Origin of the sequence: Mesorhizobium sp. M1338, assembly GCF_040318045.1 — a bacterium.
GTDB lineage: Bacteria > Pseudomonadota > Alphaproteobacteria > Rhizobiales > Rhizobiaceae > Mesorhizobium.
This window is the reverse complement of the sequence record NZ_JAMYLL010000015.1, coordinates 1-21,930: the sequence shown is the minus strand read 5'-3', so window position 1 is coordinate 21,930 and position 21,930 is coordinate 1. Positions and strand designations below refer to the sequence as shown.

The window sequence follows — 21,930 nt, the reverse complement described above, 5'->3', positions numbered from 1 at the left end:
TGGTTCAGGCGTTGCCGTAGGTCTCGAACAGCACGCCGGCCAATGCGTCCTTGGCCGAGGTTCCCGACCAGACGACGAACTGGAAAGCCTGGAAATAGCATTCGCAGGCTTCCAGCGCTGACGACAGCAACACTTCGACCTGCTGGCTCGATGGTTCGACGCCACCGGCCAACAGCAGCGACTGGCGGAACATGATCGCGCCCTCCTGCTCCCAGAGGTCGAAATGGCCAAACAGCATCTGTTCGTTGATGAGCGACAGCAGCCGCATCACTTCCAGCGCGCGGGTCTCCGGCACCTTGATGTCGAAGGCACAGGCCAGGTGCAGCGCTTCGAAATCCTCCATCCACGAGAAGGAGACGTGATAGTCGGTCCAGCTTCCGGCAACCGAGATCGAAATCTCGTCGTCGCCGGCCCGCTCAAAGGACCAGTCGTTGTTGTGGGCCACCTGCTCGATAACATCCACCGGATGGATTTCGCGGGAGAATTCGAGTTCGAGAAGTTCCATGGAATGCTTCCTGTCGTTCTGTACGAGCGCCGCCACACGCTCCGCGGGAGGGCACACACAACGAACAATCTTGTCTAGAACTCGGACGGCCAGGACTTTCTTCGCGCAAAGACCCCAGACCGGACCCACCGCCCGGCTGCATGACCCTGCTCCGAATCATGCAACAAATTCAGTCTATTGATCGGGAGTCGCGTGAACAGCCCAATTTTTCGCACTGCGTCATTCGCATGTGGAAAGCCGCTGTCACAAAGATTCATGCAATGCCGTTAAGCGATTCACGGCAAAGCGCTTTTCAGGATCGGGCTATGTGGAAAAGTTTAACGATTATTTTTTTGCGCGGGGCTTGGCCGCCGCCGCCGGTGCGGCGTCACCCGCCAGTTCGGCAAGCTTCGCCTCGAGCGCCTCGATGCGGGCGGCAAGACGGGTGTTTTCTTCCCTGGCCTTGGCGGCCATCTCGCGCGCGGCTTCGAACTCTTCGCGCTGCACCACGTCCATGGTGTTGAGAATGCGCTCGGCCTGGCCCTTGAAGGCGGTCTCGACCTCACGACGCACGCCCTGCGCGGCCCCGGCGGCGTCGGTCATCAGCTTGGCGAATTCATCGAGAATGCGGTTCGGTCCGGTCGACATGGCAAATCCTCGCTTGCTCGAAATGACGTAGTGGCGCTGCGCGCGGAATGCAAGAACGTTGAAGCCTGCTGCGGCATCAAGTCGGATCTGCCCTTGCTCAAATCACTGGCAAGTTCGATCAATAACTATTATTATCTGGGGTGTCTTTTTGGGAACATCATCATGGCCATTAGCGCCGACTTGGGCACCCGTCTCGAAGATATCGTAAACCAGCTCGTCAGCACCGGCCGCTACAATTCGAAGAGCGAAGTGCTGCGTGAGGGCGTCCGCCTCGTCGAAGAGCGGGAAAAGCGCCTTGCCACCCTCGACGCAGCCCTAGCGGAAGGCATTGCAGATGCCGACGCCGGCCGGGTGAAACCCGGCGACGAGGTGCTGGACAGACTCGAAGCCAAATACAAGGCGATGGCAGAGAAGAACAGGTGAAGCGGCTGGTCTTCACCCGTCGGGCTGAAGCGGACCTTGCAGCCATTGGTGACTACATCGCGCTGCACAACCCATTTCGTGCGGTGACGTTCATTCAGGAATTGCGCCGCGATTGCATGGAACTGCGCCCCATGCCGGAGCGGTATCCACTCTTCGAGCGGCATCGATCCTCAGGCATTCGGCGGCGCGTCCATGGCAACTATCTGATTTTCTATCGCATTGGCCCCAGAAACCATAGAGATACTGCACATCCTGCACGGCGCGATGGACCTTGGACCGATCCTGTTCCCCGACAGTTGACGGCGCCCACCTTGCCTTGACCCTGCCAAAAGCCTGCCGCATGGTCCGCGCCCAAACGCGTTCGCAATCGAGAGTTCCCCGTTGAACGAATATTTCCTGCTGCCGCTGGCCTCCTTACCCTTCCCCAACATCAACCCGATCCTCATCCAGATCGGACCGCTGGCGGTGCACTGGTACGGCATCGGCTACATCGTCGGCATCCTGTTCGCCTGGTGGTACGCCAAGCGGCTCGCCGCCAATGCCAAGCTGTGGCCGAATGGCGTCCTGCCGATGAAGCCGGAAGACCTCGACGATTTCATCGTCTGGGCGGCCATCGGCGTCGTGCTCGGCGGCCGCACCGGCTATGTGCTGTTCTACGATTTGGCGCGTTACATTGCCCACCCGCTCGACATCTTCGCGGTCTGGCAAGGCGGCATGTCGTTTCATGGCGGCTTGCTTGGCGTCATCCTCGCCATGACGCTGTTTTCCATCAAGCGCGGCATCCGCACATGGTCGCTGTTTGACGTCGTGGCCGCCGGCGTGCCGGTCGGCCTTGGCCTGGTGCGCATCGCCAACTTCATCAACTCCGAGCTGTGGGGGCGGCCAACCGACGTGCCCTGGGCATTCGAATTCCCCAATGGCGGGCCATTTGCCCGCCACCCGAGCCAGCTCTACGAGGCACTGCTCGAGGGCGTGGCGCTGTTCCTCGTGCTGCGCATCCTCACCCATTCGCGCCTCAAGCTGAAGACGCCGCGCTTCGTCGGCGGCGCCTTCATTTGCGGTTATGGCCTGTCGCGCATCTTCGTCGAGTTCTTCCGCGAGCCCGACCAGCAGCTCGGCTATCTCCTCGGCACCAACTGGCTGACCATGGGCATGATCCTGTCGACGCCGATGGTGCTGGCCGGCATCTGGGCGATGCTGACCGCCAAGCCGGTGGCGCAGCCGCGGCCGGCATGACACGGCTGAAAACCCGCATCGTCGACCTGATCGAGGCGTTGGGGCCGATCCCGATCAACGAATACATGGCACTGTGCCTGTTCGACCCGCAGGACGGTTATTACACGACGCGCGAGCCCTTCGGCACGGCCGGCGACTTCATAACCGCGCCGGAGATCAGCCAGATGTTCGGCGAACTGGTCGCTGTGTGGATGTACCAGGCCTGGCTGGCGAGCGGCCGGCCGCTGCCGGCCACCATCGCCGAGATCGGCCCTGGCCGCGGCACGCTGATGAAGGACATGCTGCGCACCCTGTCGCGGCTTGATCCTGATCTGGCCAACGGCGCCGCCTTCGCCATGATCGAGACTAGCCCGCGTCTGGCCGAGGTGCAGAAACAGACGCTTGGCGTCACACCCTTCGTGATCGGCTGGCACGAGACCATCGAGACCTTGCCGCAACAGCCGCTGTTCATAGTCGGCAACGAACTGTTCGACGCCGTGCCCGTCCGCCAGTTCGTCCGCGCCGGCGCCGGCTGGCGCGAGCGCATGGTCGGCCTCGACGACACCAATGAGCTGCGCTTCTTCGCCGGTGCCGGTTCGGTCGATCCGACCCTGCTGCCCGCCGATGCCGCTGACGCACCGCAAGGCGCTATCGTCGAAGTGGCGCCGGCCCGCACGGCGCTGATGGCGACCATTGCCGAGCGCATATCCAAGCATGGCGGTGCCGGCCTGTTCCTCGACTATGGCCATCTCCAGCCGGGCGTCGGGGACACGCTGCAGGCCTTGCGCGGCCACAATCACGAAGATGTGCTGGCCAATCCCGGCGGGGCCGACCTCACCACCCATGTCGATTTCGGCGCCCTTGCCGCAGCCGTTCGCGCGCAGGGCCTCGGCGCCCATCTGTCGACGCAGGGCGATTTCCTGCTCGGCATGGGCATTCTCGAACGCGCCGGCCGGCTCGGCGCCGATGCCTCCCAGGCGGCGCGCGACAAGATTACCGAAGCCGTCGAGCGCCTCGCCGGCCCGCACGCCATGGGCGAACTGTTCAAGGTGCTTGCGGTGCTGCCGCGCGGCGTGGCCGCCCCACTCTCCGCAACAACGCCCTTCGCGGCGGATTGACTTTTCACCGCCGCCCCTCCCAATCTCCCGTCCGGTAAAAAAAGCGGCCGGACCGCCAGCCTCGCCTTCTTCTCGACGAAGCACCTTCTTCTTGACGAAACCGCCCACACGGACAACAACGCCCGCATGCTGAATCAGACCAAACCGGATCCCGTTCGGTCGCCGCTGCTGGACAAGGCGCGGGCACAAGGCATCCGCCACGGCTATTTCACCCGCATTGGCGGTGTCTCCAGCGGCATCTATCATGGCCTCAACATCGGCACCGGATCGGATGACGATCAGGCGCTGGTGGCCGAGAACCGCGGCCGCGTCGCAGCCTGGATGGGTGTACCGGCAACCCATCTCTTGACCGCCTGGCAGATCCATTCGCCCGATGTCGTCATTGCCCGGGAACCCTTTGCCGGCGAACGCCCCAAGGCAGACGCCATCGTCACCGACCGGCCGGGCATCGCCATCGGCGCCTCGACCGCCGATTGCGGTCCGGTCCTGTTCGCCGACCCGCAGGCGCGCATCATCGGCGCCGCACACGCCGGCTGGAAAGGCGCCCTCACAGGCATGCTCGAAAACACCATCCTCGCCATGCAAAGCCTCGGCGCCCGTCGCGAAAACATCGTCGCCGTGCTCGGCCCCTCGATCGGCCCTGATAACTATGAGGTCGGGCCGGAATTCGTTGCCCGCTTTGTCGAGGCCGACGCCGAAAACATCGGCTATTTCGCGCCTTCCGCCAACGCCGGCCATGCGATGTTCGACCTCAACCGCTACACGGTCGACCGTCTGGCCAAGGCCGGTGTAGCAGCCGACGGCCTCGGACGCTGCACCTATGCCGAGGAAGATCTGTTCTACTCCTACCGGCGCGCCACGCACCGCAAGGAGCCCGATTACGGCCGGCAGGTTTCGGCAATCGTTTTGGAGAGGGAATAATGGCGCTGCATTTTGAACGATCCGAATTCGACGCGCGGCGCGACCGGCTGATGATCGAGATGGCCGAGAAGAAGCTCGACGCCATCCTGCTGTTCGCGCAGGAGAGCATGTACTGGCTGACCGGCTACGACACGTTCGGCTTCTGCTTCTTCCAGTGCCTGGTGGTGAAGGCCGACGGTTCGATGGTGCTTCTGACCCGCTCGGCCGATCTGCGCCAGGCGCGCCAGACCTCGATCATCGACAACATCGTTCTGTGGACCGACCGCAACGGCGCCAACCCGGCGGTCGACCTGCGCAACCTGCTCAACGAGCTCGACCTGCTCGGCGCCCGTATCGGCGTCGAATACGACACCCATGGCCTGACCGCCTTCAACGGCCGCCGCTTGGATGAGCAATTGCAGACCTTTGGCCAGATCGCCGATGCATCCGGCATCGTCGGCCGGCTGCGCCTGTTCAAGAGTCCGGCCGAGATCGCCAAGGCCGAGAAAGCCGCCAATCTCTCCGACGACGCGCTCGACGCGGCCTTGCCGCTGATCAAGCAGGGCGGCGACGAAGCCCTGATCCTGGCCGCCATGCAGGGCGCGGTCTTCGCCGGCGGCGGCGATTATCCGGCCAACGAGTTCATCATCGGTTCCGGCGTCGACGCGCTGCTGTGCCGCTACAAGGCCGGCCGCCGCAAGCTCACCAAGAACGACCAGCTGACGCTTGAATGGGCCGGCGTCTTCAACCACTACCATGCACCGATGATGCGCACGGTGCTGACAGGCAAGGTCTCGAAGCGCCATCAGGAGCTGTTCGACGCCGCCCGCGCCGCTCTTCTGGCCGTCGAGAAGGCGATGGCGCCGGGCAACAGCTTCGGCGACGTGTTCGATGCCCACGCCCGCACCATGGAGGCGCACGGCCTGACCAAGCACCGGCTGAACGCCTGCGGCTACTCGGTCGGCGCCCGTTTCACGCCGTCCTGGATGGACATGCCGATGTTTTACCAGGGCAACCCAGAACCGATCGCGCCGAACATGACGCTGTTCGCCCACATGATCATCATGGATTCCGAAACCGAGACGGCGATGACGCTTGGCCGCACCTACCTGACCACCGAATCCCAGCCCAAGCCGCTGTCCCGCCATGATCTCGACTTGATCGTACAGTGAATCCATAATGAGAGGCGTTCTTCGCCAAGGAGTTAGAAGGCAAATGAGACGATCGCATGTGACGACCGTGTCATTGCTTGTGGCATTGGCTCTTGGCGCCTGCACCAACGCAAAGGACGTGCTCGAACCGTCGGCCATCACCCCGCCCGCGACATCGGCCCAGACGCTGCCCGCCACGCAAGGCAACACGGCAGCAGCGGTTCCGGCGCCGGCGTCGCCTGCCACCACCGTGGCGGGCGCTCCCACAACCGCCACCACACCGGTCACACCAGCGCAAAGCGCCGCCGTCCTGGCGAAGACCCGTCTGCAGATCGCCCCGATCGTCGGCGCCTCGGTCGAGGCCGCGACACCGCTGACGGCGGAGCTGCAGACGCGCGCCCGGCAGCGCGGCATTACGCTCGCCGGCAGCGCCGACCAGACCCCGACGCATGTGCTCAAAGGCTATTTCTCGACGATGTCTGAAGGCACCGACACCACCGTCATCTATGTCTGGGACGTCTATGACCCGGCCGGCAACCGCCTGCACCGCATCAATGGCCAGCAGAAGGCGCCTTCGGTCAATTCCGGCGGCAGCGGCGGCGACAGCTGGAAGGCGGTCTCGCCGGCCACCATGCAGACGATCGCCGACCAGACCATCGACCAGTTCGCGGCCTGGCTTGGCGGCAAGGCGGGCTAGAGGCATCGGACCCAAAAGTGGAGACGGTTTTGGGAAAATCCGATGCCCAACGAGAAGAAGGAACAGCGGAAGCCCGCTGCTCCCTGTTGCCCACCGGCGATGGCGCGAGGCTTTACTTGAGATTAGCCGGCGGATTCCCGATCTCGGCGCTTGCAATACCGGCGCGGGCCGCTAAAAGCCCGGTTAAAGGGCGCAGGCGAGTCCGTCAGGTCCCGCCATCCTCCACCAGGAACCGTGCATGAAACTCTTCGCGGGCAATTCCAACAGGGTGCTGGCCGAAGCGGTCGCCCGGTACCTCAACGTCCCGCTGGGCAAGGCCAGTGTCAGGCGCTTCGCCGATCAGGAAATCTTCGTTGAAATCCAGGAGAACGTGCGCGGCGAGGATGTCTTCATCCTGCAGTCGACCTCGTTCCCGACCAACGATCATCTGATGGAACTGCTCATCATGATCGATGCCTTCATGCGCTCGTCGGCCAAGCGCATCACCGCGGTCATCCCCTATTTCGGCTACGCCAGGCAGGATCGCCGCGCCTCCGGCCGCACGCCGATCTCGGCCAAGCTGGTCGCCAACATGATCACCCGCGCCGGCGTCGACCGCGTCTTGACGCTCGACCTGCATGCCGGCCAGATCCAGGGCTTTTTCGACATCCCGACCGACAATCTGTTTTCCGTGCCGGTCATGGCCCGCGACGTGAAGGCAAAATACAAGCAGCTCGGCAATGTCGTTGTGGTGTCGCCCGACATCGGCGGCGTGGTGCGGGCCCGCGCGCTGGCCAAGCGCTTCGACGCGCAGCTCGCCATCGTCGACAAGCGCCGTGAGCGTCCCGGTGAATCGGAAGTCATGAACATCATCGGCGCGGTCGCCGGCAAGGATTGCCTGCTGATCGACGACATCGTCGATTCCGGCGGCACGCTTTGCAATGCCGCCGATGCGCTGCTGGCCAACGGCGCCACCAGCGTCACCGCCTATATCACGCACGGCGTGCTGTCGGGCGGTGCGGTTGCCCGCATCAGTGGCTCGAAGCTGCAGGAACTGGTGATCACCGATTCCATCCAGCCGACGCAAGGCGTGCTCGACGCGCCCAACATCCGCGTCATCTCGATCGCCGACCTGATGGGCGAAGCCATCTCGCGCACGGCGACCGAGGAATCGGTGTCCAGTCTCTTCGACTAAGACCGATACCTGCCCCTACGGCGCGGGGCTTTCCAGCCGAACCGGACTGATCAGGCGACGCGCGCTTTCACCGCTTTCACGTGCGCCGCGCATATAGCCGCGCGGCGAGGCGCCCAGCATGCGCTTGAACATTGTGATGAAGGCCGGCACGCTGTCATAGCCGAGATCGAGCGCCACCCTGGTGATCGGCTCGCCATCGGCGAACCTGGGCAGGGCCGCGAACAGGCAGGCCTGCTGGCGCCATGTCGACAGAGACAGCCCGGTCTGGCGCTGGAAGGCGCGGGTGAAGGAGCGGCGGCTCATGCCGGCGGCATCGGCCCACTCGTCGATCGTTGCGTGCGGCGAAGGTGCGGCGACGAAGCGCCGGCACAGAGCCGACAGCCTGGGATCGGACGGGAACGGCAGCCCGAGCGGCCGTTCCGGCAGGGTCGGAATCTCATGCAGCAGGAGATTCATGATCAGCCCGCCGCGACCTTCCAGTTCGCTGCCCCGCGGCAGCTTTTCCGATTCCACGATCAGGCTGTGCATCAGGTCGGTGACGCCGACGACGCGCAAGCCTTCGGGCAGGCCGGGGATCGCCTGCGGCATGACATAGACGGAACGCATGGAGACATCGCCCAGCATCTCGACGGAATGCTCCGTGCCGGCTGGAATCCACATCGCATGGTCGGGCGGCACCATCCAGCGCCCGTAGCGCGTCGTCACCAGCACGACGCCGACCAGCGCATGCAGCAACTGGCTGCGGCTGTGGCGGTGCTGCGGCACACGGTAACCGTCAGGATATTCGGTCGGCAGCGCCACCGCCGGCCCGGCGACTTGCTCCAGCCACTGCCAGCGGCGCTCGTGCAACTGCTCGAGATCGACACTACCGGCGTGAAAGACTTCTTTGCCGTGCGGCATCCTGTATGGCCCACTTGCGAAACTATTGGACCAAACCACGAAAGAAGTCACCCCGCAAGCAGCTTATAAGGCAACCGTCCCAAGGCGCTCCGTAGGGGCGTCCTTCAAGGCGCTCCACGGGAGCGTCCGTTAAGGCGGCCTTCAGCAGTGCCGCGAGTTTGCGCTGCGGGCCTACCCGCCAAAAAGACCACGGAGCCTACCTTGACCGATACGACAGCCGCCAGCGTCGCCCCACCGGCGAGCGCCAGTCACGCTTCAGCCCAGGCGACGGCCTTCACCGTCATCCTGGCGGTGAGCTTCTGCCACTGCATCAACGACATCATGCAGTCGCTGCTATCGGCCATCTATCCCTTGCTGAAAGAGAATTACGGCCTCGATTTCTGGCAGATCGGCCTCCTGACCTTCACCTTCCAGGTGACCGCATCGCTGCTGCAGCCGATGATCGGCATGATCACCGACAAGCGGCCGATGCCCTATTCGCTGCCATATGGCATGGCGTCGTCGCTGATCGGCCTGGTCGTGCTCGCCTATGCCGGGCACTATTCGCTGCTTCTGATCGGCGCCTCGCTGATCGGCATCGGCTCTGCGATCTTCCATCCGGAATCCTCGCGCATCGCCCGCTTCGCCTCCGGCGGCCGCTTCGGCCTGGCGCAGTCGCTGTTCCAGGTCGGCGGCAATTTCGGCCAGTCCATGGGGCCGCTGCTGGCTGCCTTCATCGTCGTGCCCTTCGGCCAGACCAGCATTTCGTGGTTTGCCGTCGGCTCGCTGATCGGCATCATCGTTTTGTGGCGGGTCGGCGGCTGGTACAGCCGACTGCGCGCCGCACAGGGCAACCGCAAGACGGCAAGCTTCGTCTCGCCCTTCCCGCGCCGCAAGGTCATGTGGGCATTGGCGGTGCTGACCTTGCTGGTGCTGACCAAGAACGCCTACATCGCCAGCCTCGCCAGCTACTACACGTTCTATTCCATGCATAAGTTCGGGGTTTCGGTGCAGATGTCGCAGGTCATGCTGTTCCTGTTCCTCGGCGCCTCGGCGCTGGGCATCCTGCTCGGCGGCCCGTTCGGCGACCGCTATGGACAGAAGGCCATGATCTGGTTCTCCATCGTCGGCGTGCTGCCCTTCACGCTGGCCCTGCCCTACGCCAACTTGGAATGGACGATGGTGCTGACGGTGTTGATCGGGCTGATCCTGTCATCGGCCTTCTCCAACATCGTCGTTTTCGCCCAGGAACTGGTGCCGGGACGTGTCGGCATGATCGCCGGGATCTTCTTCGGCTTCGCCTTCGGCGTGGGCGGCATCGCGGCTGCCGTGCTCGGCGTGGTCGCCGATGTGAAGGGCATCGATTATGTCTTCCAGATCTGCTCGTATCTGCCGCTGCTTGGGCTGCTGACCGTGTTCCTGCCGAACATGAAAGAAGCCAGGAAGGCACAGGCGGCGACCAGCTAAAAATCAGCTTATCTTCCGGAATTGATACGAGGGCGCGGCATTTGCTGCGCCCTCTTTGATTCTTTCACCATACGCCGGGTGAAAAGCCGTTAGGAGATTAATGAAGGCTCCGCGCCAGGAAGGCAATCGCCATGTCCAGACTGAAAGGCAAGGCCGCATTGATTACCGGCGGCATCGGCACGGGCGCGGCATCCGCGCCAATGTGATCAGCCCCGGCCCGATCGACACGCCACTCAACGACAAGCTTGGGCTGGACCCCGAAGCGGCGAAGGCGCGCGCGAAAGCCGTCGTCGGCCTGGTACCTGCCGGCCGTTTCGGAACCGCCGAGGAAATTGCCAATGCGGTGGTGTTTCTTGCCTCCGACGAATCCCGTTCATGGTCGGTGCGGAAATGCTGATCGACGGCGGCTTAAGCATCGCCTGACAGCAGAAAGGCACCGCCTGACGGCGGCTTGTCAGCCGCGCGCTGTAGACTGTAGGTTTGGTTACTCAATGTCTCTGGAGAATGATATGCGCAAGATCGTGTTGGCCGTGTTGGGTGTGCTTCTTGTTACCTTGCCGGCTACGGCACGCATCGTTGCTTTTCCACCGGGTTTCAAGACGCGGTCCGTCGAAACCAATGGCACCAAACTCTATGTGCGCGTAGGCGGAAAGGGTCCCGCCGTCGTGCTGCTGCACGGCTTTGCCGATACCGGAGATATGTGGGGCGCGGCAGCGGCCGCACTTGCGAAGGATCATACCGTCGTCGTGCCGGATCTGCGCGGCATGGGTCTGTCCGCTCACCCGGAAGCGGGCTACACCAAGAAGAACCAGGCCGTCGACATCGCCGGGGTGATGGACGCGCTTAAGATCGACAAGGCTGACCTGGTCACGCACGACATTGGCAACATGGTCGGCTATGCGCTTGCCGCGCAATATCCCAAGCGCATCACCAACTGGGTCATCATCGATGCGCCGCTGCCCGGAATCGGCGACTGGGAAAAGATCAAGCAAAGCCCGCTGCTTTGGCACTTCAACTTCCGCGGCCCAGACATGGAGCGGCTGGTCGCGGGTCGCGAGCGCATCTATCTCGACCGCTTCTACAACGAGCTGTCGGCCAACCCCAAGAAGATCGACGAGGCAACGCGCGGTCACTATGCCAAACTTTATGCCCGCCCGCATGCGATGCATGACGCTTTCGAGCAGTTCAAGGCCTTTGACCAGGACGCGATCGACAACCAAGCGATGCTCGCCGCCGGCGGTAAACTGACCATGCCGGTGCTGGCAGTTGGCGGGGAAAAATCCGCCGGCACCACGCAGGCCGATATCCTGCGGCTTGTTGCCACCGACGTCACGGGCGGCATCGTGCCCGACTCCGGTCACTGGATCATGGAGGAAAACCCCGACGCCACCGTCAAGCTGATCACTGGTTTTCTCGCCAAATAGGCACTGTCCCGCGGACATTTCGATGAAAGCACAAAGCACCCGCCTGACGGCGGGTGCCTTTGTCTATCTAACTGGACGATTCTAGGCCTTGAAGAACGCCAGCAGGTCGGCATTGATGACATCGGCATGGGTCGTGGCCATGCCGTGCGGGAAGCCCTTGTAGACCTTGAGCTCGCCCTTCTTGAGCAGCTTGATCGTCAACAGCGCCGAGTCGGCTATTGGGACGATCTGGTCGTCGTCACCATGCATCACCAGCACAGGCACGTCGATCGCCTTCAAATCCTCGGTGAAGTCGGTTTCCGAGAAGGCCTTGATGCAGTCGTAGTGCGCCTTGGTGCCGCCCATCATGCCCTGGCGCCACCAATTGTCGATGACCCCTTGAGAGACCTGCGCACCGGGTCGGTTGAAACCGTAGAACGGACCGGCCGGAATGTCGCGAAAGAACTGGGCGCGGCTGGCTGCCTGGGCGGAGCGGAAGCCGTCGAAAACCTCGATCGGCAGGCCGCCGGGATTGGCCGCGGTCTTGAGCATGATTGGCGGCACCGCGCCGATCAGCACCGCCTTGGCGACACGGCCACCCGAGCCATATTGAGCGACATAGCGCGCCACCTCACCGCCACCGGTCGAATGACCGACATGGATGGCGCCCTTGAGATCCAGATAAGTGGCCAGTTCCGCGACATCGGCGGCGTAGGTATTCATCTCGTTGCCGATATCCGTCTGGGTCGAGCGGCCGTGACCGCGGCGATCATGGGCAATGACACGGTAGCCTTGTGACAGGAAGAACAGCATCTGGGCGTCCCAGTCGTCGCTGCTCAATGGCCATCCATGATGGAAGACGATCGGCTGCCCGGTCCCCCAGTCCTTGTAGTAGATTTGCGTCCCGTCCTTGGTGGTGATCGTGCCGCTGCCGGAGCTGGGCTTGGTGTGCGAGGTCATCTCAATCTCCGTTCTGTTGTTCTCGCGATAAACAATATCGCGACAACGAAATAGATAGCGCAACCCAAAACTCCTGTCTATAGAGATGTATATCGCGATATCATTTTTCGTGGTATCGAATTAATGGTCGTGTCGGCAAGAAGGAATTCGCCGTGCCTCTCCCGTTGGACAATCAGCTCTGTTTCACGCTCTACGCCACCAGCATGGCGATCAACCGCACCTACAAGCCGATGCTGGATGAGATGGGGATCACATACCCGCAGTACCTCGTGCTCAACGCGCTGGCAGAGGCGGACGGCATGTCGGTCGGCACGGTCGCCCACCGGCTCGCCCTGGAATCGAGCACCGTCACGCCGCTGGTAAAGCGAATGGAGCAGGCCGGACTCGTGACCCGCCAGCGCAGCCAGGTCGACGAGCGCCAGGTGCAGGTCGATCTGACCGCGGCCGGGCGCGCGCTGCTGGTCCAGTGCAACTGCCTCAACGAAACCTTGATCGAGCGCTCAGGGATGACGGTGGGCGAGCTCGACGCGCTGAACCGGCAGATCCAGGCACTGCGCAACGCGTTGAGCGGTGGCCGGTAGCCCGGCCCGCCTCGTTAACGGCCGGCGGCGATCAACAGGCGCTGGAAACGAGCGCGGTTCAAACTTCAGCTTTTGACCCATGGTGGGTCACGCAGCGGTCCGAGCCAAACGTCGGGAACAAGCCACAGTGCCACCGCCCGCACCGTCATCATGCGGACTTAAGCACGGCAAATGGGCGTTTGCGCATGGCCCGCTTTGCCTGGAAACTGACGGCGGGGGCGGGACGGCCGACATGAAAGCCCTGGACCTTGTCTATGCCGAATTCGCGCATGAGAGCCATCTGTTCGTCGGTTTCCACCCCTTCGACCAGGATTTTGTGGCCGCGATTTCGAACCAGCGTAATAATGTCCTGGAGCATTGCCTTGCCGTTGGGGGCGCTGCAGTCGTGCAGGAACGAGCGGTCGATCTTCACCGTATCGAAATCGATCAGGCGAAGCCACGAAAGGCCCGCGAAGCCCGTCCCGAAGTCGTCAAGCCAAATCTTGATCCCGAGCAGCTTCAGGTCGCTGATGCAGCGAAGAATGTCCGAATGCATCTCCATCTCCAGCCCTTCGGTGATTTCGAAGGCCAGCCGGCTGCCAGCGACGCCGGTCTCGCCCAGAATGGTCGCGACAGACGTTGCGAAACCGGGTGTCTTGAGCTGGATCGGAGAGACGTTGACACTGACGACACGGACGTGGTCGTCCGCAAGGAGCTCGGCGCACACCGTTCTTATTGCCCAGCGCCCTAGTTCCAGGATCGCGCCGGTTCGTTCCGCGACGGGAATGAACAGGCTCGGCGGAACCGATGTACCGTCCAGCATTTTGAGGCGCATCAGAGCCTCTACGGCTTCGACCCGGTCCGTTTTGACATCCTGGATAGGTTGATAAACGAGTGAAACGAGGTTCTGGCCGATTGCGATCTTCAGCAAAGCCGCAATGTTCTCGCTCTCGTCGCTGCTCTGGGGATCGGTTGGGTCGAACAGCCGGGCACAGTTTCGGCCGCCGGCTTTTGCCAGATAGAGTGCGCGATCAGCCTCGTGGATGATCTTCTCCAGCTTAGCCCCGGTCTGCGTCCTGGTGAATGCAGCGCCAACGCTCACCGTCACGATCGAGACGCCGTCGCGCCGCAGCTCGTGGGTGAGCGCCAGGTTCTCCACCGTGCTGCAAATGGCTTCCGCGATCTCCAGGATCTGCTCTTTGTTCTCCACGCGAGCCAGGATAATGAACTCTTCACCGCCGTAGCGGCCGATGGAGCCATTGTACCGCCTGATCATTTCGCTAAGGGCATTGGCGACATGGATCAGGCAGCGATCGCCTTCCTGATGGCCGTAGCAGTCATTGAACTTCTTGAAGAAGTCCACGTCGATGAGGATCGCCCCAAAACTGGTGCCAACCTTTTGCCAATCATTCCAGTAGTCCCGCAGCTTCTCGTCGATCGCCCGCCGGTTCTCCAGACCCGTAAGCGGATCGGTCCGCGACAATCTCAGCAGGGCCTTACCGCGTTCGGTCGCCTCGTTGTGTTGGATCTTGGCTTCCAGGGCGTTCAGGAAGACGTTGTAGCGCTCCTCATTCAGTTTCCAGTTCACATACGAGGTGAATGTGAAACAAGAAATGTAAAACGTGCCCATTGCGATCTGATAGGAACCGGTCGCTGGAAACAAATACAGAGCGACGAAGAAGGCCATCAGGACTATGCCCGACGACACAATTGAAAGAAGAAACTGGAACCGGAAGAACAGGTTGGCACCCATCATGAAGATCGCGCCAAAAATCATGAAATAGGAGAAATTCTGGGCATATCCGGTCATGATTGCCGGAACCAGCCAACCTACATAGCCCGAGACCAGGGCCCCCGCGCAGGCAAACTCAACTGACTCCGTCCTGAAATTCATGCGAGACTGTATTTCGACGACGGCAAGCGCCGTCACGCTGACCGCGAAGCGGGCGGCGATCGTGTAAGCGGCAACGTCCGGAATCAGCAGTATGTCGATGATGGAGAACTGCAGATAGACCGCGACCGCGAGCCAAAGCCCCTGCCGGGCAGCCTTTCTGCGGGCATGCTCACCTTCCTGTCGGTAGAGCTGGCGCACTTCCGACCAGGTCTCTTCCCTTTGCTGAGGGACATCGTCCTCAACCACATCGGCCAACGTGTGGGTCATGTACCGATCCTAGTTTCGCCCGGCCAAACAGGAATTCACCGCCCTGCCTTCAATCGATGGCCCGATTTCCGCATCGCAGCCGCGCCAAGGCTCCCAAGATCAGCACCATAATGCATCGCGCTTACGGAATGTTTCGCACGATACATACAACTTTCCTAAATTAAGATTGATGACCGCTGCCCGATTGTCCTCCTGAAGTCACGGTCTAATGACGGACTGTGAGCTTCGACAAGCAACATCTTCGTCGACCCACCGCTAAACAAGCACCGAAGCCTGAATCCCAAGGGGATCACACTTTCCGGACTTTGCCGTAAACGATGTTTCGGTTTGATCCATGGAAGACTTCAGCTTCGACATGATTCATGTCGACCGCGCCTTTGATGATGTCCCACATATCGTCAGCCGAACGCAGGATCAGCGGCCAATCCATGAAGGTTTCCATGTAACCGTCCGTCGTGATCTCGTCGCTGAAATTGGCAAAAAGGAATTCGCCACCGGGCTTGACCATTTCCATGGCGCGTTGAAACAGGCGGATGCCAATGGCCGCCGGCAGGTAATCATAGAGACCCGACGCATAGACGAGATCAAACGTGCCAAGTTTGTAGGCGCGGCGAAGAATGCCACGCACGGAGCCATCCACCGCCTCGACCGCGGTACCGGCCAGATCGCGGTTGACGATGGCTACGCTGATCGGGTCCTGGTCCAATCCGATCCAGCGCTTTAATTTTCCCCCGGCGAGCGCCTCGGAGAGTTCCGCTTCGCGAAGATGGCCGCAGGCAATCGCAAGCACTTCGGCATTCTCGACCCGAAGGGCCGTTTCGTCCACCGTTCTGGCGAGAATGTCGCGACGCTCGCGTCCAGCCGCGGAACTCGCTGCCTCGCTGGTGTAGGCGTAAATCTCCCGGCCAAGCGGGGTCGAAGAAGCCACCTCCTGGTCTGCGCTGGGGTGCTTGTAGTAAATGTCCAGCAGGCTCGCGTCGCCCGAATACCCTCGCGGCTTTTCGAACGACCAGCGCGTGAACGGATCCTGCATCAGATACTCTGCAACGCGATGCTGCTGGGCCAACGGAATGAGTTGCTGCCAGATAGCGGGAGCGGAATGCCTGCGAAGCTCGTGGAGCCGGCCCGCTAAACGGTCGACTACCAATCCAGCCGGCCCCTCCCTCCTGAACGCCTGGTAAGCAAGATCAAGCACAAGTGCGAGTTCCGCGGATCGCTCTTTCAGTTCGCCCGCATCGACAATATCGGGCGACGTCCCGCGATGCCTCTTGACCAGTTTCGACGTTATCAGGCTATGCTCGTCGAGCTTCGCGTCCATGTTTCGCGCCATACAGCATCCCCTTGGTCACCGGCACCGACTAATAGACACTTAAATGATACTAAATATTTTAATTAAGGTTTAACCAATGGGCTAGATTCGGCATTCGCCCGGAAATGACATGAGGCCGGAATTTCAGGCGCACTTCTGCCGATTGCCTTTGGCTTGCGCCTCCGGCCGCCTTCCGCTATAGAGCCGCCACCCGCGTAGACACCCTTGGAGGCAACGCGGCGGAAGGCCGCCTCACCCGGCGGCTTTCGACGTTTACGGTCCAGGCACTCTGCCAACCGTGAGCGCTCCAGAACAAACCGAAAGGAAATGCCATGAGCCACGACACTTACGAGCTCAAGGCCGAAGCACGCGAACAGGTCGGTAAGGGGTCCGCCCGTGCAGTTCGCCGCAACGGTAAAGTGCCTGCAGTAATCTATGGTGACAAGCAGCCTCCCCTGGCTATCGCGCTCACCTACAAGGACATCTACTACAAGATCCATGGCGGCGGGTTCCTGACCACGATCGCCACGATCGATGTCGACGGCAAGAAGATCCAGGTCCTGCCGAAGGACTTTCAGCTCGACCCGGTCAAGGATTTCCCTGTCCATGTCGACTTCCTGCGCATCGGCAAGGACACCCAGGTCAATGTCGACGTGCCTGTCCACTTCATCAACGAGGACAAGTCGCCCGGCATCAAGCGCGGCGGGGTGCTCAACATCGTGCGTCACGAAGTCGAGTTCCACTGCCCGGCCAATGCGATCCCGGAATTCATCACCGTCGATCTCACCGGCGCCAACATTGGCGACTCGATCCACATCTCGGCGGTCAAGCTGCCAGCTGGTGTGAAGCCTGTGATCTCCGACCGCGACTTCACCGTCGCGACCATTGCCGGTTCGTCGGCGATGAAGCCGGAGGCGGAAGAGACGACTGAAGTGGCTGCACCTGAAGCGGCTCCCGTCGCCGAAGAGAAGTAACTCTTTCACGCCCGGAGCAGGCGATGCTGCTGTTTGCAGGTCTCGGCAATCCGGGCGCGAAATATGCCAACAACCGCCACAATGTCGGTTTCATGGCGGCGGACGCAATCGCCCGCCGCCATTCCTTTTCGCCCTGGTCGAAGAAGTTCCAGGGCCTGATTTCTGAAGGCACGCTCGGCGGCGAAAAGATCGTCCTGATCAAGCCGCAGACCTTCATGAACCTGTCCGGCCAGTCGGTCGGCGAAGCGCTGCGCTTCTACAAGCTCGAGCTTTCCGCACTCACTGTCTTCTATGACGAGATCGACCTTGCCGAAGGCAAGCTGCGCATCAAGACCGGCGGCGGCGCCGGCGGCCATAACGGCATCCGCTCGATCGACGGCCATGTCGGCAACGCCTATCGCCGCGTGCGCATCGGCGTCGGCCATCCCGGCATCAAGGAAATGGTCCAGCACCATGTGCTCGGCGATTTCGACAAGGCCGACCGCGAATGGCTCGAACCGCTGCTCGCGGCAATCGCCGACAATGCCGCGATGATCGCCAAGGGCGACGAATCCGGCTTCATGAACAAGGCCAGCCTCGCCGTCCAGGGCAAGGGCGGCGCGGAACCGGAAAAGCCGGCGCCCAAGCAGCAGGCCACCAAACAGCAGAGTCACATCCGCCAGGCACGCCCGCAACAGGCCCCCGCCAAACTGCCTGAGACCGGCCCGATGGCCGCCATGCTGAAGAAGCTGTTCGGCGGCAAGGACTGAGCGGGATCGGCGCCACGGGGCTTGACGTTGATCACCCCGATCGCCCATAGCCCTGATCAAATTTCTATTTTCCCGATAGGACCGGACAAAAATGGGTTTCAAATGCGGCATCGTTGGCTTGCCCAACGTCGGCAAATCGACGCTTTTCAACGCGTTGACCAGGACGGCGGCGGCGCAGGCCGCCAACTATCCGTTCTGCACCATCGAACCGAACACCGGCGAGGTCGCGGTGCCCGACCCGCGCCTGCAGAAGATCGCCGCCATCGGCAAGTCGAAGGAGATCATCCCGACCCGCATCTCCTTCGTCGACATTGCCGGCCTGGTGCGCGGCGCCTCGAAGGGCGAAGGGCTGGGCAACCAGTTCCTCGCCAACATCCGCGAGGTCGACGCCATCGTGCATGTGCTGCGCTGCTTCGAGGATGACGACATAACCCATGTCGAGGGCCGCATCGACCCCGTCGCCGACGCCGAGACGGTCGAGACCGAGCTGATGCTCGCCGACCTCGACAGCCTCGAGCGCCGCATCGTGCAATTCCGCAAGCGCGCCGGCAGCAAGGACAAGGAAGCGACGACCGTGCTGCCGATGATGGAGGCAGCGCTCGAGCTTCTGCAGGCAGGCAAGCCGACCCGCATCCTGCTCAAAGGCATTTCGGCGGAAGACCTGCGTATTCTGCAGGGCCTGAACCTTCTGACCTCGCACCCCGTGCTCTATGTCTGCAACGTCGCGGAGGCCGACGCCGCCACCGGCAACGAACACACCAGGGCCGTCGAGAAGATGGCCGCCGCGCAGGGCGCCGGCACCGTCGTCATCTCGGCCGCGATCGAGGCCGAAGTCGCCCAACTTTCGGACGAGGAGGAGATGGAGTTCCTGTCTTCGCTCGGCCTCGACGAGCCCGGCCTGAACAAGGTCATCCGCGCCGGTTACGAGCTGTTGCAGCTTATCACCTATTTTACCGTCGGGCCGAAGGAGACGCGGGCCTGGACCATCCACAAGGGCGACAAGGCACCGCAGGCGGCCGGTGTGATCCACACCGACTTCGAACGCGGCTTCATCCGCGCCCAGACCATCGCCTACAATGATTTCATCACGCTTGGCGGCGAAGTGGCGGCCAAGGAAGCCGGCAAGGCGCGCGACGAAGGCAAGGAATATGTCGTCCAGGACGGCGACATCCTGCTGTTCAAGTTCAACACCTGACGCCTCGATCGGCCGGGTGTCCAAAACATCCCGGCGGGCTATCCACGAAGGTTTTATCGACGAGGTTTTCCGAGCTCCCGGTGCTCATACGCCGGACAGCCGCTTGTCTTGATTTTGTCACGTCACAGGTTTAAGCGGCAGGCACGCGGCCGGCGCTGGCGCCGAGAACCGTGCAATCCGAAACAGCGCGTCAATCCGAACGCACCCTTTGGCCCCAGCAAGGGAGACCGGCGATGATCAAGGCCTTCGTCGTGGACAATGATCGGCTGCGCGCCGTCGATGACCTCTTGCAAGACAATGTCGTCTGGGCCGACTTGCTCAACCCGACCAAGGAAGAGGAAGCGGCGATCGAGACCTGGCTCGGCGTTGCCATTCCGACGCGCGAGGAGATGGAGGAGATCGAGATTTCGAGCCGCCTCTATGTCGAGGACGGCGCCTATTTCATGACCGCCACGCTGCCCGCCCAGACGGAAATCGACGATCCGCTGATGTCGCCTGTCACCTTCGTGCTCGCCGGCACCAGGCTGATCACCGTGCGCTACCACGAGCCGAAGGCCTTCAAGACCTTTCCGCAGCGCGCCGAGAAGGTGGCGACCGGCTGCACCAGCGGCGACACCATCCTCGTCGGCTTGCTGGAGGCGATCGTCGACCGCCTCGCCGATATTCTGGAACGCGCCGGCCGCGACATCGAGGCGATCTCGCGCGACATCTTCGAGGCGCGGTCGACCAAGGTTTCCAAGCGCAATCGTGACTTCCAGGAACTCCTGAAAGCCATCGGCCGCAAGGAGGACATCGCCTCCTCGATCCGCGACAGCCTGATCTCGCTGCAGCGCCTGGCCGGGTTTTTCGCGCATGCCTCGACCCGCACCAAGATGAGCAAGGACACCAAGGCGCGCATCAAGACGCTGTCGCGCGACGTGCTGTCGCTCGCCGACCATGCCACCTTCCTGTCGCAGAAGATTTCCTTCCTGCTCGACGCCACGCTTGGCATGATCTCGATCGAGCAGAACGCCATCATCAAGATCTTCTCGGTCGCCGCCGTCATCTTCCTGCCGCCCACGCTGGTCGCCTCGATCTACGGCATGAACTTCGACGTCATCCCCGAGTTGAAATGGGAACTGGGCTACCCCTTCGCCATTGCCATGATGGTGCTGTCGGCGATCCTGCCGTTCTGGTATTTCCGCCGCCGCGGCTGGCTCTGACCCGCTTGTCAAAGGCCGTGCAGCCAGGGTCTGGCGTTATAGAAATCTCTTGACCAAATGGACCGCGGCCTGCATCCGGAAACCTGGATCCATAGGGATCGCGGGTTCGTGAGCCGGATTTCAGACCATGACTGCAAAACCAAAAACCTGGGCCTATGAGGATTTCGTCGAGGGCGCGTCGCTCGATCTTGGCTCGAAGCTGGTGAGCGCCGCCGAGATTGTCGAATTCGCCACAGAATTCGACCCGCAGCCGATGCACCTCGACGAGGAAGCCGGCAAGGCCAGCATTCTGCGCGGGCTGGCCGCCTCGGGCTGGCACACCTGCGCCATGTTCATGCGAATGCTGTGCGATGCGTTCCTGCTGGACTCCACCTGCCAGGGCGCACCCGGTGTCGACCACGTCAAATGGAAGAAGCCAGTCCTGGCCGGCGACCAGCTCACCGGCACCCTGGTGGTTGTTGCCAAGCGCCTGTCGAAATCGAAGCCGCAACTCGGCTTCGTGACAATGCGCGGCGAGATGTTCAACCAGCGCGGCGAAAGCGTCTTCGAGCTTGAGAATTCCGTCATGTTCCTCACGCGCGATGCCGCGGGGGGCCAAGCATGACACTGGACGAATTCTTCCGCATCGGCACCACCGTGACGCTCGGCTCGCACACATTCGAGCCCCAGGCGATCAAGGCTTTCGCCCGCAAATACGACCCGCAAATCTTCCATATCGACGAGGACGCAGCGAAGAAGAGCGTGCTCGGCGGGCTCTGCGCGTCCGGTTGGCACACGGCGGCGATCTGGATGAAGCTCAATCTCGAAAACCGCATGGATGCCGAGATTGCCGCGTGGAGCGGTCCCGGTCCGATGCCGGAATTCGGCCCCTCGCCCGGTTTCAAGAACCTGAAATGGCTGAAGCCGGTCCATGCCGGGCAAACCATCACCTTCACGCGCACCGCGCTGTCGCACCGCCCGATCGCCTCACGCCCCGGCTGGCGGCTGCTGGCGCTGCGATGCGAGGCTTTTGAGTCGACCGGCGACATGGTCCTGGAGTTCGAAAGCGCGGTGCTGGTGAAGACGGAGTGAGCGCTCTTCCCTTCTCCCACAAGGGGGCTAGCGTGCGCACACATTTGCTTCGGGGTCAGTTTGGTTTGGCAAGGGCGAAGCCGTCTGCGATGGCGTGGAAGCGCGTGAGGCCGTTGCAGAAGGTGATGGGCCCCGGTGGTCGCTCCTTTGCATAGCCGTTCCAGCCTCCCAGACGCGCGATACACCAGGC

24 protein-coding genes are annotated in these 21,930 nt (G+C 62.2%); 18 read left to right on the top strand and 6 right to left on the bottom strand.

Features of this window, described 5'->3' with window-relative positions; translation table 11 throughout:
- Nucleotides 1-4: 4 nt before the first annotated feature.
- Entirely contained in the window at nucleotides 5-505 is a 501-nt protein-coding gene (locus NKH19_RS15975; RefSeq protein ID WP_013893499.1) for a type III secretion system chaperone family protein, read from the bottom strand.
- A 324-nt stretch (nucleotides 506-829) separates the two neighbouring features.
- A complete protein-coding gene (locus NKH19_RS15970; protein WP_109659791.1) occupies nucleotides 830-1,132 on the bottom strand; it encodes an accessory factor UbiK family protein in 303 nt (100 codons plus the stop codon).
- Between the two features lie 162 nt (nucleotides 1,133-1,294).
- Here NKH19_RS15970 and NKH19_RS15965 point away from each other — a divergent pair, with 162 nt between their 5' ends.
- The 8 genes from NKH19_RS15965 (at nucleotide 1,295) to NKH19_RS15930 (ending at nucleotide 7,810) form a co-directional block, all read left to right on the top strand.
- A complete protein-coding gene (locus tag NKH19_RS15965; protein WP_352863974.1) occupies nucleotides 1,295-1,555 on the top strand; it encodes a type II toxin-antitoxin system ParD family antitoxin in 261 nt (86 codons plus the stop codon).
- On the top strand, nucleotides 1,552-1,875 hold the full coding sequence (locus NKH19_RS15960; RefSeq protein ID WP_352863910.1) for a type II toxin-antitoxin system RelE/ParE family toxin: 324 nt from the start codon (nucleotides 1,552-1,554) through the stop codon (nucleotides 1,873-1,875). The genes NKH19_RS15965 and NKH19_RS15960 overlap by 4 nt, the downstream gene beginning before the upstream one ends.
- Nucleotides 1,876-1,936: 61 nt before the next feature.
- A complete protein-coding gene (gene lgt / locus NKH19_RS15955; RefSeq protein WP_352863912.1) occupies nucleotides 1,937-2,791 on the top strand; it encodes a prolipoprotein diacylglyceryl transferase in 855 nt (284 codons plus the stop codon).
- Entirely contained in the window at nucleotides 2,788-3,888 is a 1,101-nt protein-coding gene (locus NKH19_RS15950; RefSeq protein WP_352863914.1) for a class I SAM-dependent methyltransferase, read from the top strand. The genes lgt and NKH19_RS15950 overlap by 4 nt, the downstream gene beginning before the upstream one ends.
- Before the next feature lie 126 nt (nucleotides 3,889-4,014).
- Entirely contained in the window at nucleotides 4,015-4,809 is a 795-nt protein-coding gene (gene pgeF, locus NKH19_RS15945) for a peptidoglycan editing factor PgeF (RefSeq protein WP_352863916.1), read from the top strand.
- Complete coding sequence (locus tag NKH19_RS15940) at nucleotides 4,809-5,960, top strand: M24 family metallopeptidase (RefSeq protein ID WP_352863918.1); 1,152 nt, start codon at nucleotides 4,809-4,811, stop codon at nucleotides 5,958-5,960. The genes pgeF and NKH19_RS15940 overlap by 1 nt, the downstream gene beginning before the upstream one ends.
- Nucleotides 5,961-6,003: 43 nt before the next feature.
- Nucleotides 6,004-6,636 (top strand): hypothetical protein, encoded by a 633-nt coding sequence (locus tag NKH19_RS15935; RefSeq protein ID WP_352863920.1) that lies wholly within the window; start codon nucleotides 6,004-6,006, stop codon nucleotides 6,634-6,636.
- Nucleotides 6,637-6,874: 238 nt separating this feature from the next.
- On the top strand, nucleotides 6,875-7,810 hold the full coding sequence (locus NKH19_RS15930; RefSeq protein WP_015316090.1) for a ribose-phosphate pyrophosphokinase: 936 nt from the start codon (nucleotides 6,875-6,877) through the stop codon (nucleotides 7,808-7,810).
- A 15-nt stretch (nucleotides 7,811-7,825) separates the two neighbouring features.
- Here NKH19_RS15930 and NKH19_RS15925 read toward each other — a convergent pair whose 3' ends face one another.
- Nucleotides 7,826-8,710: an AraC family transcriptional regulator gene (locus tag NKH19_RS15925; RefSeq protein WP_352863922.1), complete on the bottom strand. Its 885-nt coding sequence runs from the start codon at nucleotides 8,708-8,710 to the stop codon at nucleotides 7,826-7,828.
- 201 nt (nucleotides 8,711-8,911) lie between these two features.
- Here NKH19_RS15925 and NKH19_RS15920 point away from each other — a divergent pair, with 201 nt between their 5' ends.
- From NKH19_RS15920 to NKH19_RS15910, 3 genes are all read left to right on the top strand, one after another.
- Nucleotides 8,912-10,156, top strand: coding sequence for an MFS transporter (locus NKH19_RS15920; protein ID WP_352863924.1), 1,245 nt, complete (start codon nucleotides 8,912-8,914; stop codon nucleotides 10,154-10,156).
- 100 nt (nucleotides 10,157-10,256) lie between these two features.
- Complete coding sequence (locus NKH19_RS15915; protein ID WP_352863926.1) at nucleotides 10,257-10,553, top strand: SDR family oxidoreductase; 297 nt, start codon at nucleotides 10,257-10,259, stop codon at nucleotides 10,551-10,553.
- Nucleotides 10,554-10,665: 112 nt separating this feature from the next.
- The gene (locus NKH19_RS15910) at nucleotides 10,666-11,580 is read left to right on the top strand and encodes an alpha/beta fold hydrolase (protein WP_352863928.1); all 915 of its coding nucleotides are present in this window, start codon (nucleotides 10,666-10,668) and stop codon (nucleotides 11,578-11,580) included.
- 81 nt (nucleotides 11,581-11,661) lie between these two features.
- Here the strand turns inward: NKH19_RS15910 and NKH19_RS15905 are convergent, their stop codons facing one another.
- The gene (locus tag NKH19_RS15905; protein ID WP_352863930.1) at nucleotides 11,662-12,519 is read right to left on the bottom strand and encodes an alpha/beta fold hydrolase; all 858 of its coding nucleotides are present in this window, start codon (nucleotides 12,517-12,519) and stop codon (nucleotides 11,662-11,664) included.
- Nucleotides 12,520-12,671: 152 nt separating this feature from the next.
- Here NKH19_RS15905 and NKH19_RS15900 point away from each other — a divergent pair, with 152 nt between their 5' ends.
- The gene (locus tag NKH19_RS15900) at nucleotides 12,672-13,100 is read left to right on the top strand and encodes a MarR family winged helix-turn-helix transcriptional regulator (RefSeq protein ID WP_352863932.1); all 429 of its coding nucleotides are present in this window, start codon (nucleotides 12,672-12,674) and stop codon (nucleotides 13,098-13,100) included.
- A 148-nt stretch (nucleotides 13,101-13,248) separates the two neighbouring features.
- On the opposite strand, the gene NKH19_RS15895 is transcribed toward NKH19_RS15900, so the two are convergent.
- Together NKH19_RS15895 and NKH19_RS15890 are read right to left on the bottom strand one after the other, a co-directional pair.
- A complete protein-coding gene (locus NKH19_RS15895; RefSeq protein ID WP_352863934.1) occupies nucleotides 13,249-15,240 on the bottom strand; it encodes a putative bifunctional diguanylate cyclase/phosphodiesterase in 1,992 nt (663 codons plus the stop codon).
- 289 nt (nucleotides 15,241-15,529) lie between these two features.
- Entirely contained in the window at nucleotides 15,530-16,570 is a 1,041-nt protein-coding gene (locus NKH19_RS15890; RefSeq protein ID WP_502910943.1) for a class I SAM-dependent methyltransferase, read from the bottom strand.
- A gap of 311 nt (nucleotides 16,571-16,881) precedes the next feature.
- Here NKH19_RS15890 and NKH19_RS15885 point away from each other — a divergent pair, with 311 nt between their 5' ends.
- The 6 genes from NKH19_RS15885 to NKH19_RS15860 all read left to right on the top strand — a co-directional run bounded on the left by NKH19_RS15885 (nucleotide 16,882) and on the right by NKH19_RS15860 (nucleotide 21,740).
- Nucleotides 16,882-17,523 carry a 50S ribosomal protein L25/general stress protein Ctc gene (locus tag NKH19_RS15885; RefSeq protein ID WP_352863938.1) on the top strand — a complete coding sequence of 214 codons (642 nt, stop codon included), beginning with the start codon at nucleotides 16,882-16,884 and terminating at the stop codon, nucleotides 17,521-17,523.
- 23 nt (nucleotides 17,524-17,546) lie between these two features.
- Nucleotides 17,547-18,272 carry an aminoacyl-tRNA hydrolase gene (gene pth / locus NKH19_RS15880; protein WP_352863940.1) on the top strand — a complete coding sequence of 242 codons (726 nt, stop codon included), beginning with the start codon at nucleotides 17,547-17,549 and terminating at the stop codon, nucleotides 18,270-18,272.
- A 91-nt stretch (nucleotides 18,273-18,363) separates the two neighbouring features.
- Nucleotides 18,364-19,467, top strand: coding sequence for a redox-regulated ATPase YchF (gene ychF, locus NKH19_RS15875; RefSeq protein WP_352863942.1), 1,104 nt, complete (start codon nucleotides 18,364-18,366; stop codon nucleotides 19,465-19,467).
- Nucleotides 19,468-19,700: 233 nt separating this feature from the next.
- The gene (gene corA / locus NKH19_RS15870; RefSeq protein ID WP_352863944.1) at nucleotides 19,701-20,669 is read left to right on the top strand and encodes a magnesium/cobalt transporter CorA; all 969 of its coding nucleotides are present in this window, start codon (nucleotides 19,701-19,703) and stop codon (nucleotides 20,667-20,669) included.
- Between the two features lie 127 nt (nucleotides 20,670-20,796).
- Nucleotides 20,797-21,273, top strand: a complete 477-nt coding sequence (locus NKH19_RS15865; protein ID WP_352863946.1) for a MaoC family dehydratase — start codon at nucleotides 20,797-20,799, stop codon at nucleotides 21,271-21,273.
- The gene (locus NKH19_RS15860; protein WP_352863948.1) at nucleotides 21,270-21,740 is read left to right on the top strand and encodes a MaoC family dehydratase; all 471 of its coding nucleotides are present in this window, start codon (nucleotides 21,270-21,272) and stop codon (nucleotides 21,738-21,740) included. The genes NKH19_RS15865 and NKH19_RS15860 overlap by 4 nt, the downstream gene beginning before the upstream one ends.
- The last annotated feature ends 190 nt before the right edge of the window (nucleotides 21,741-21,930 follow it).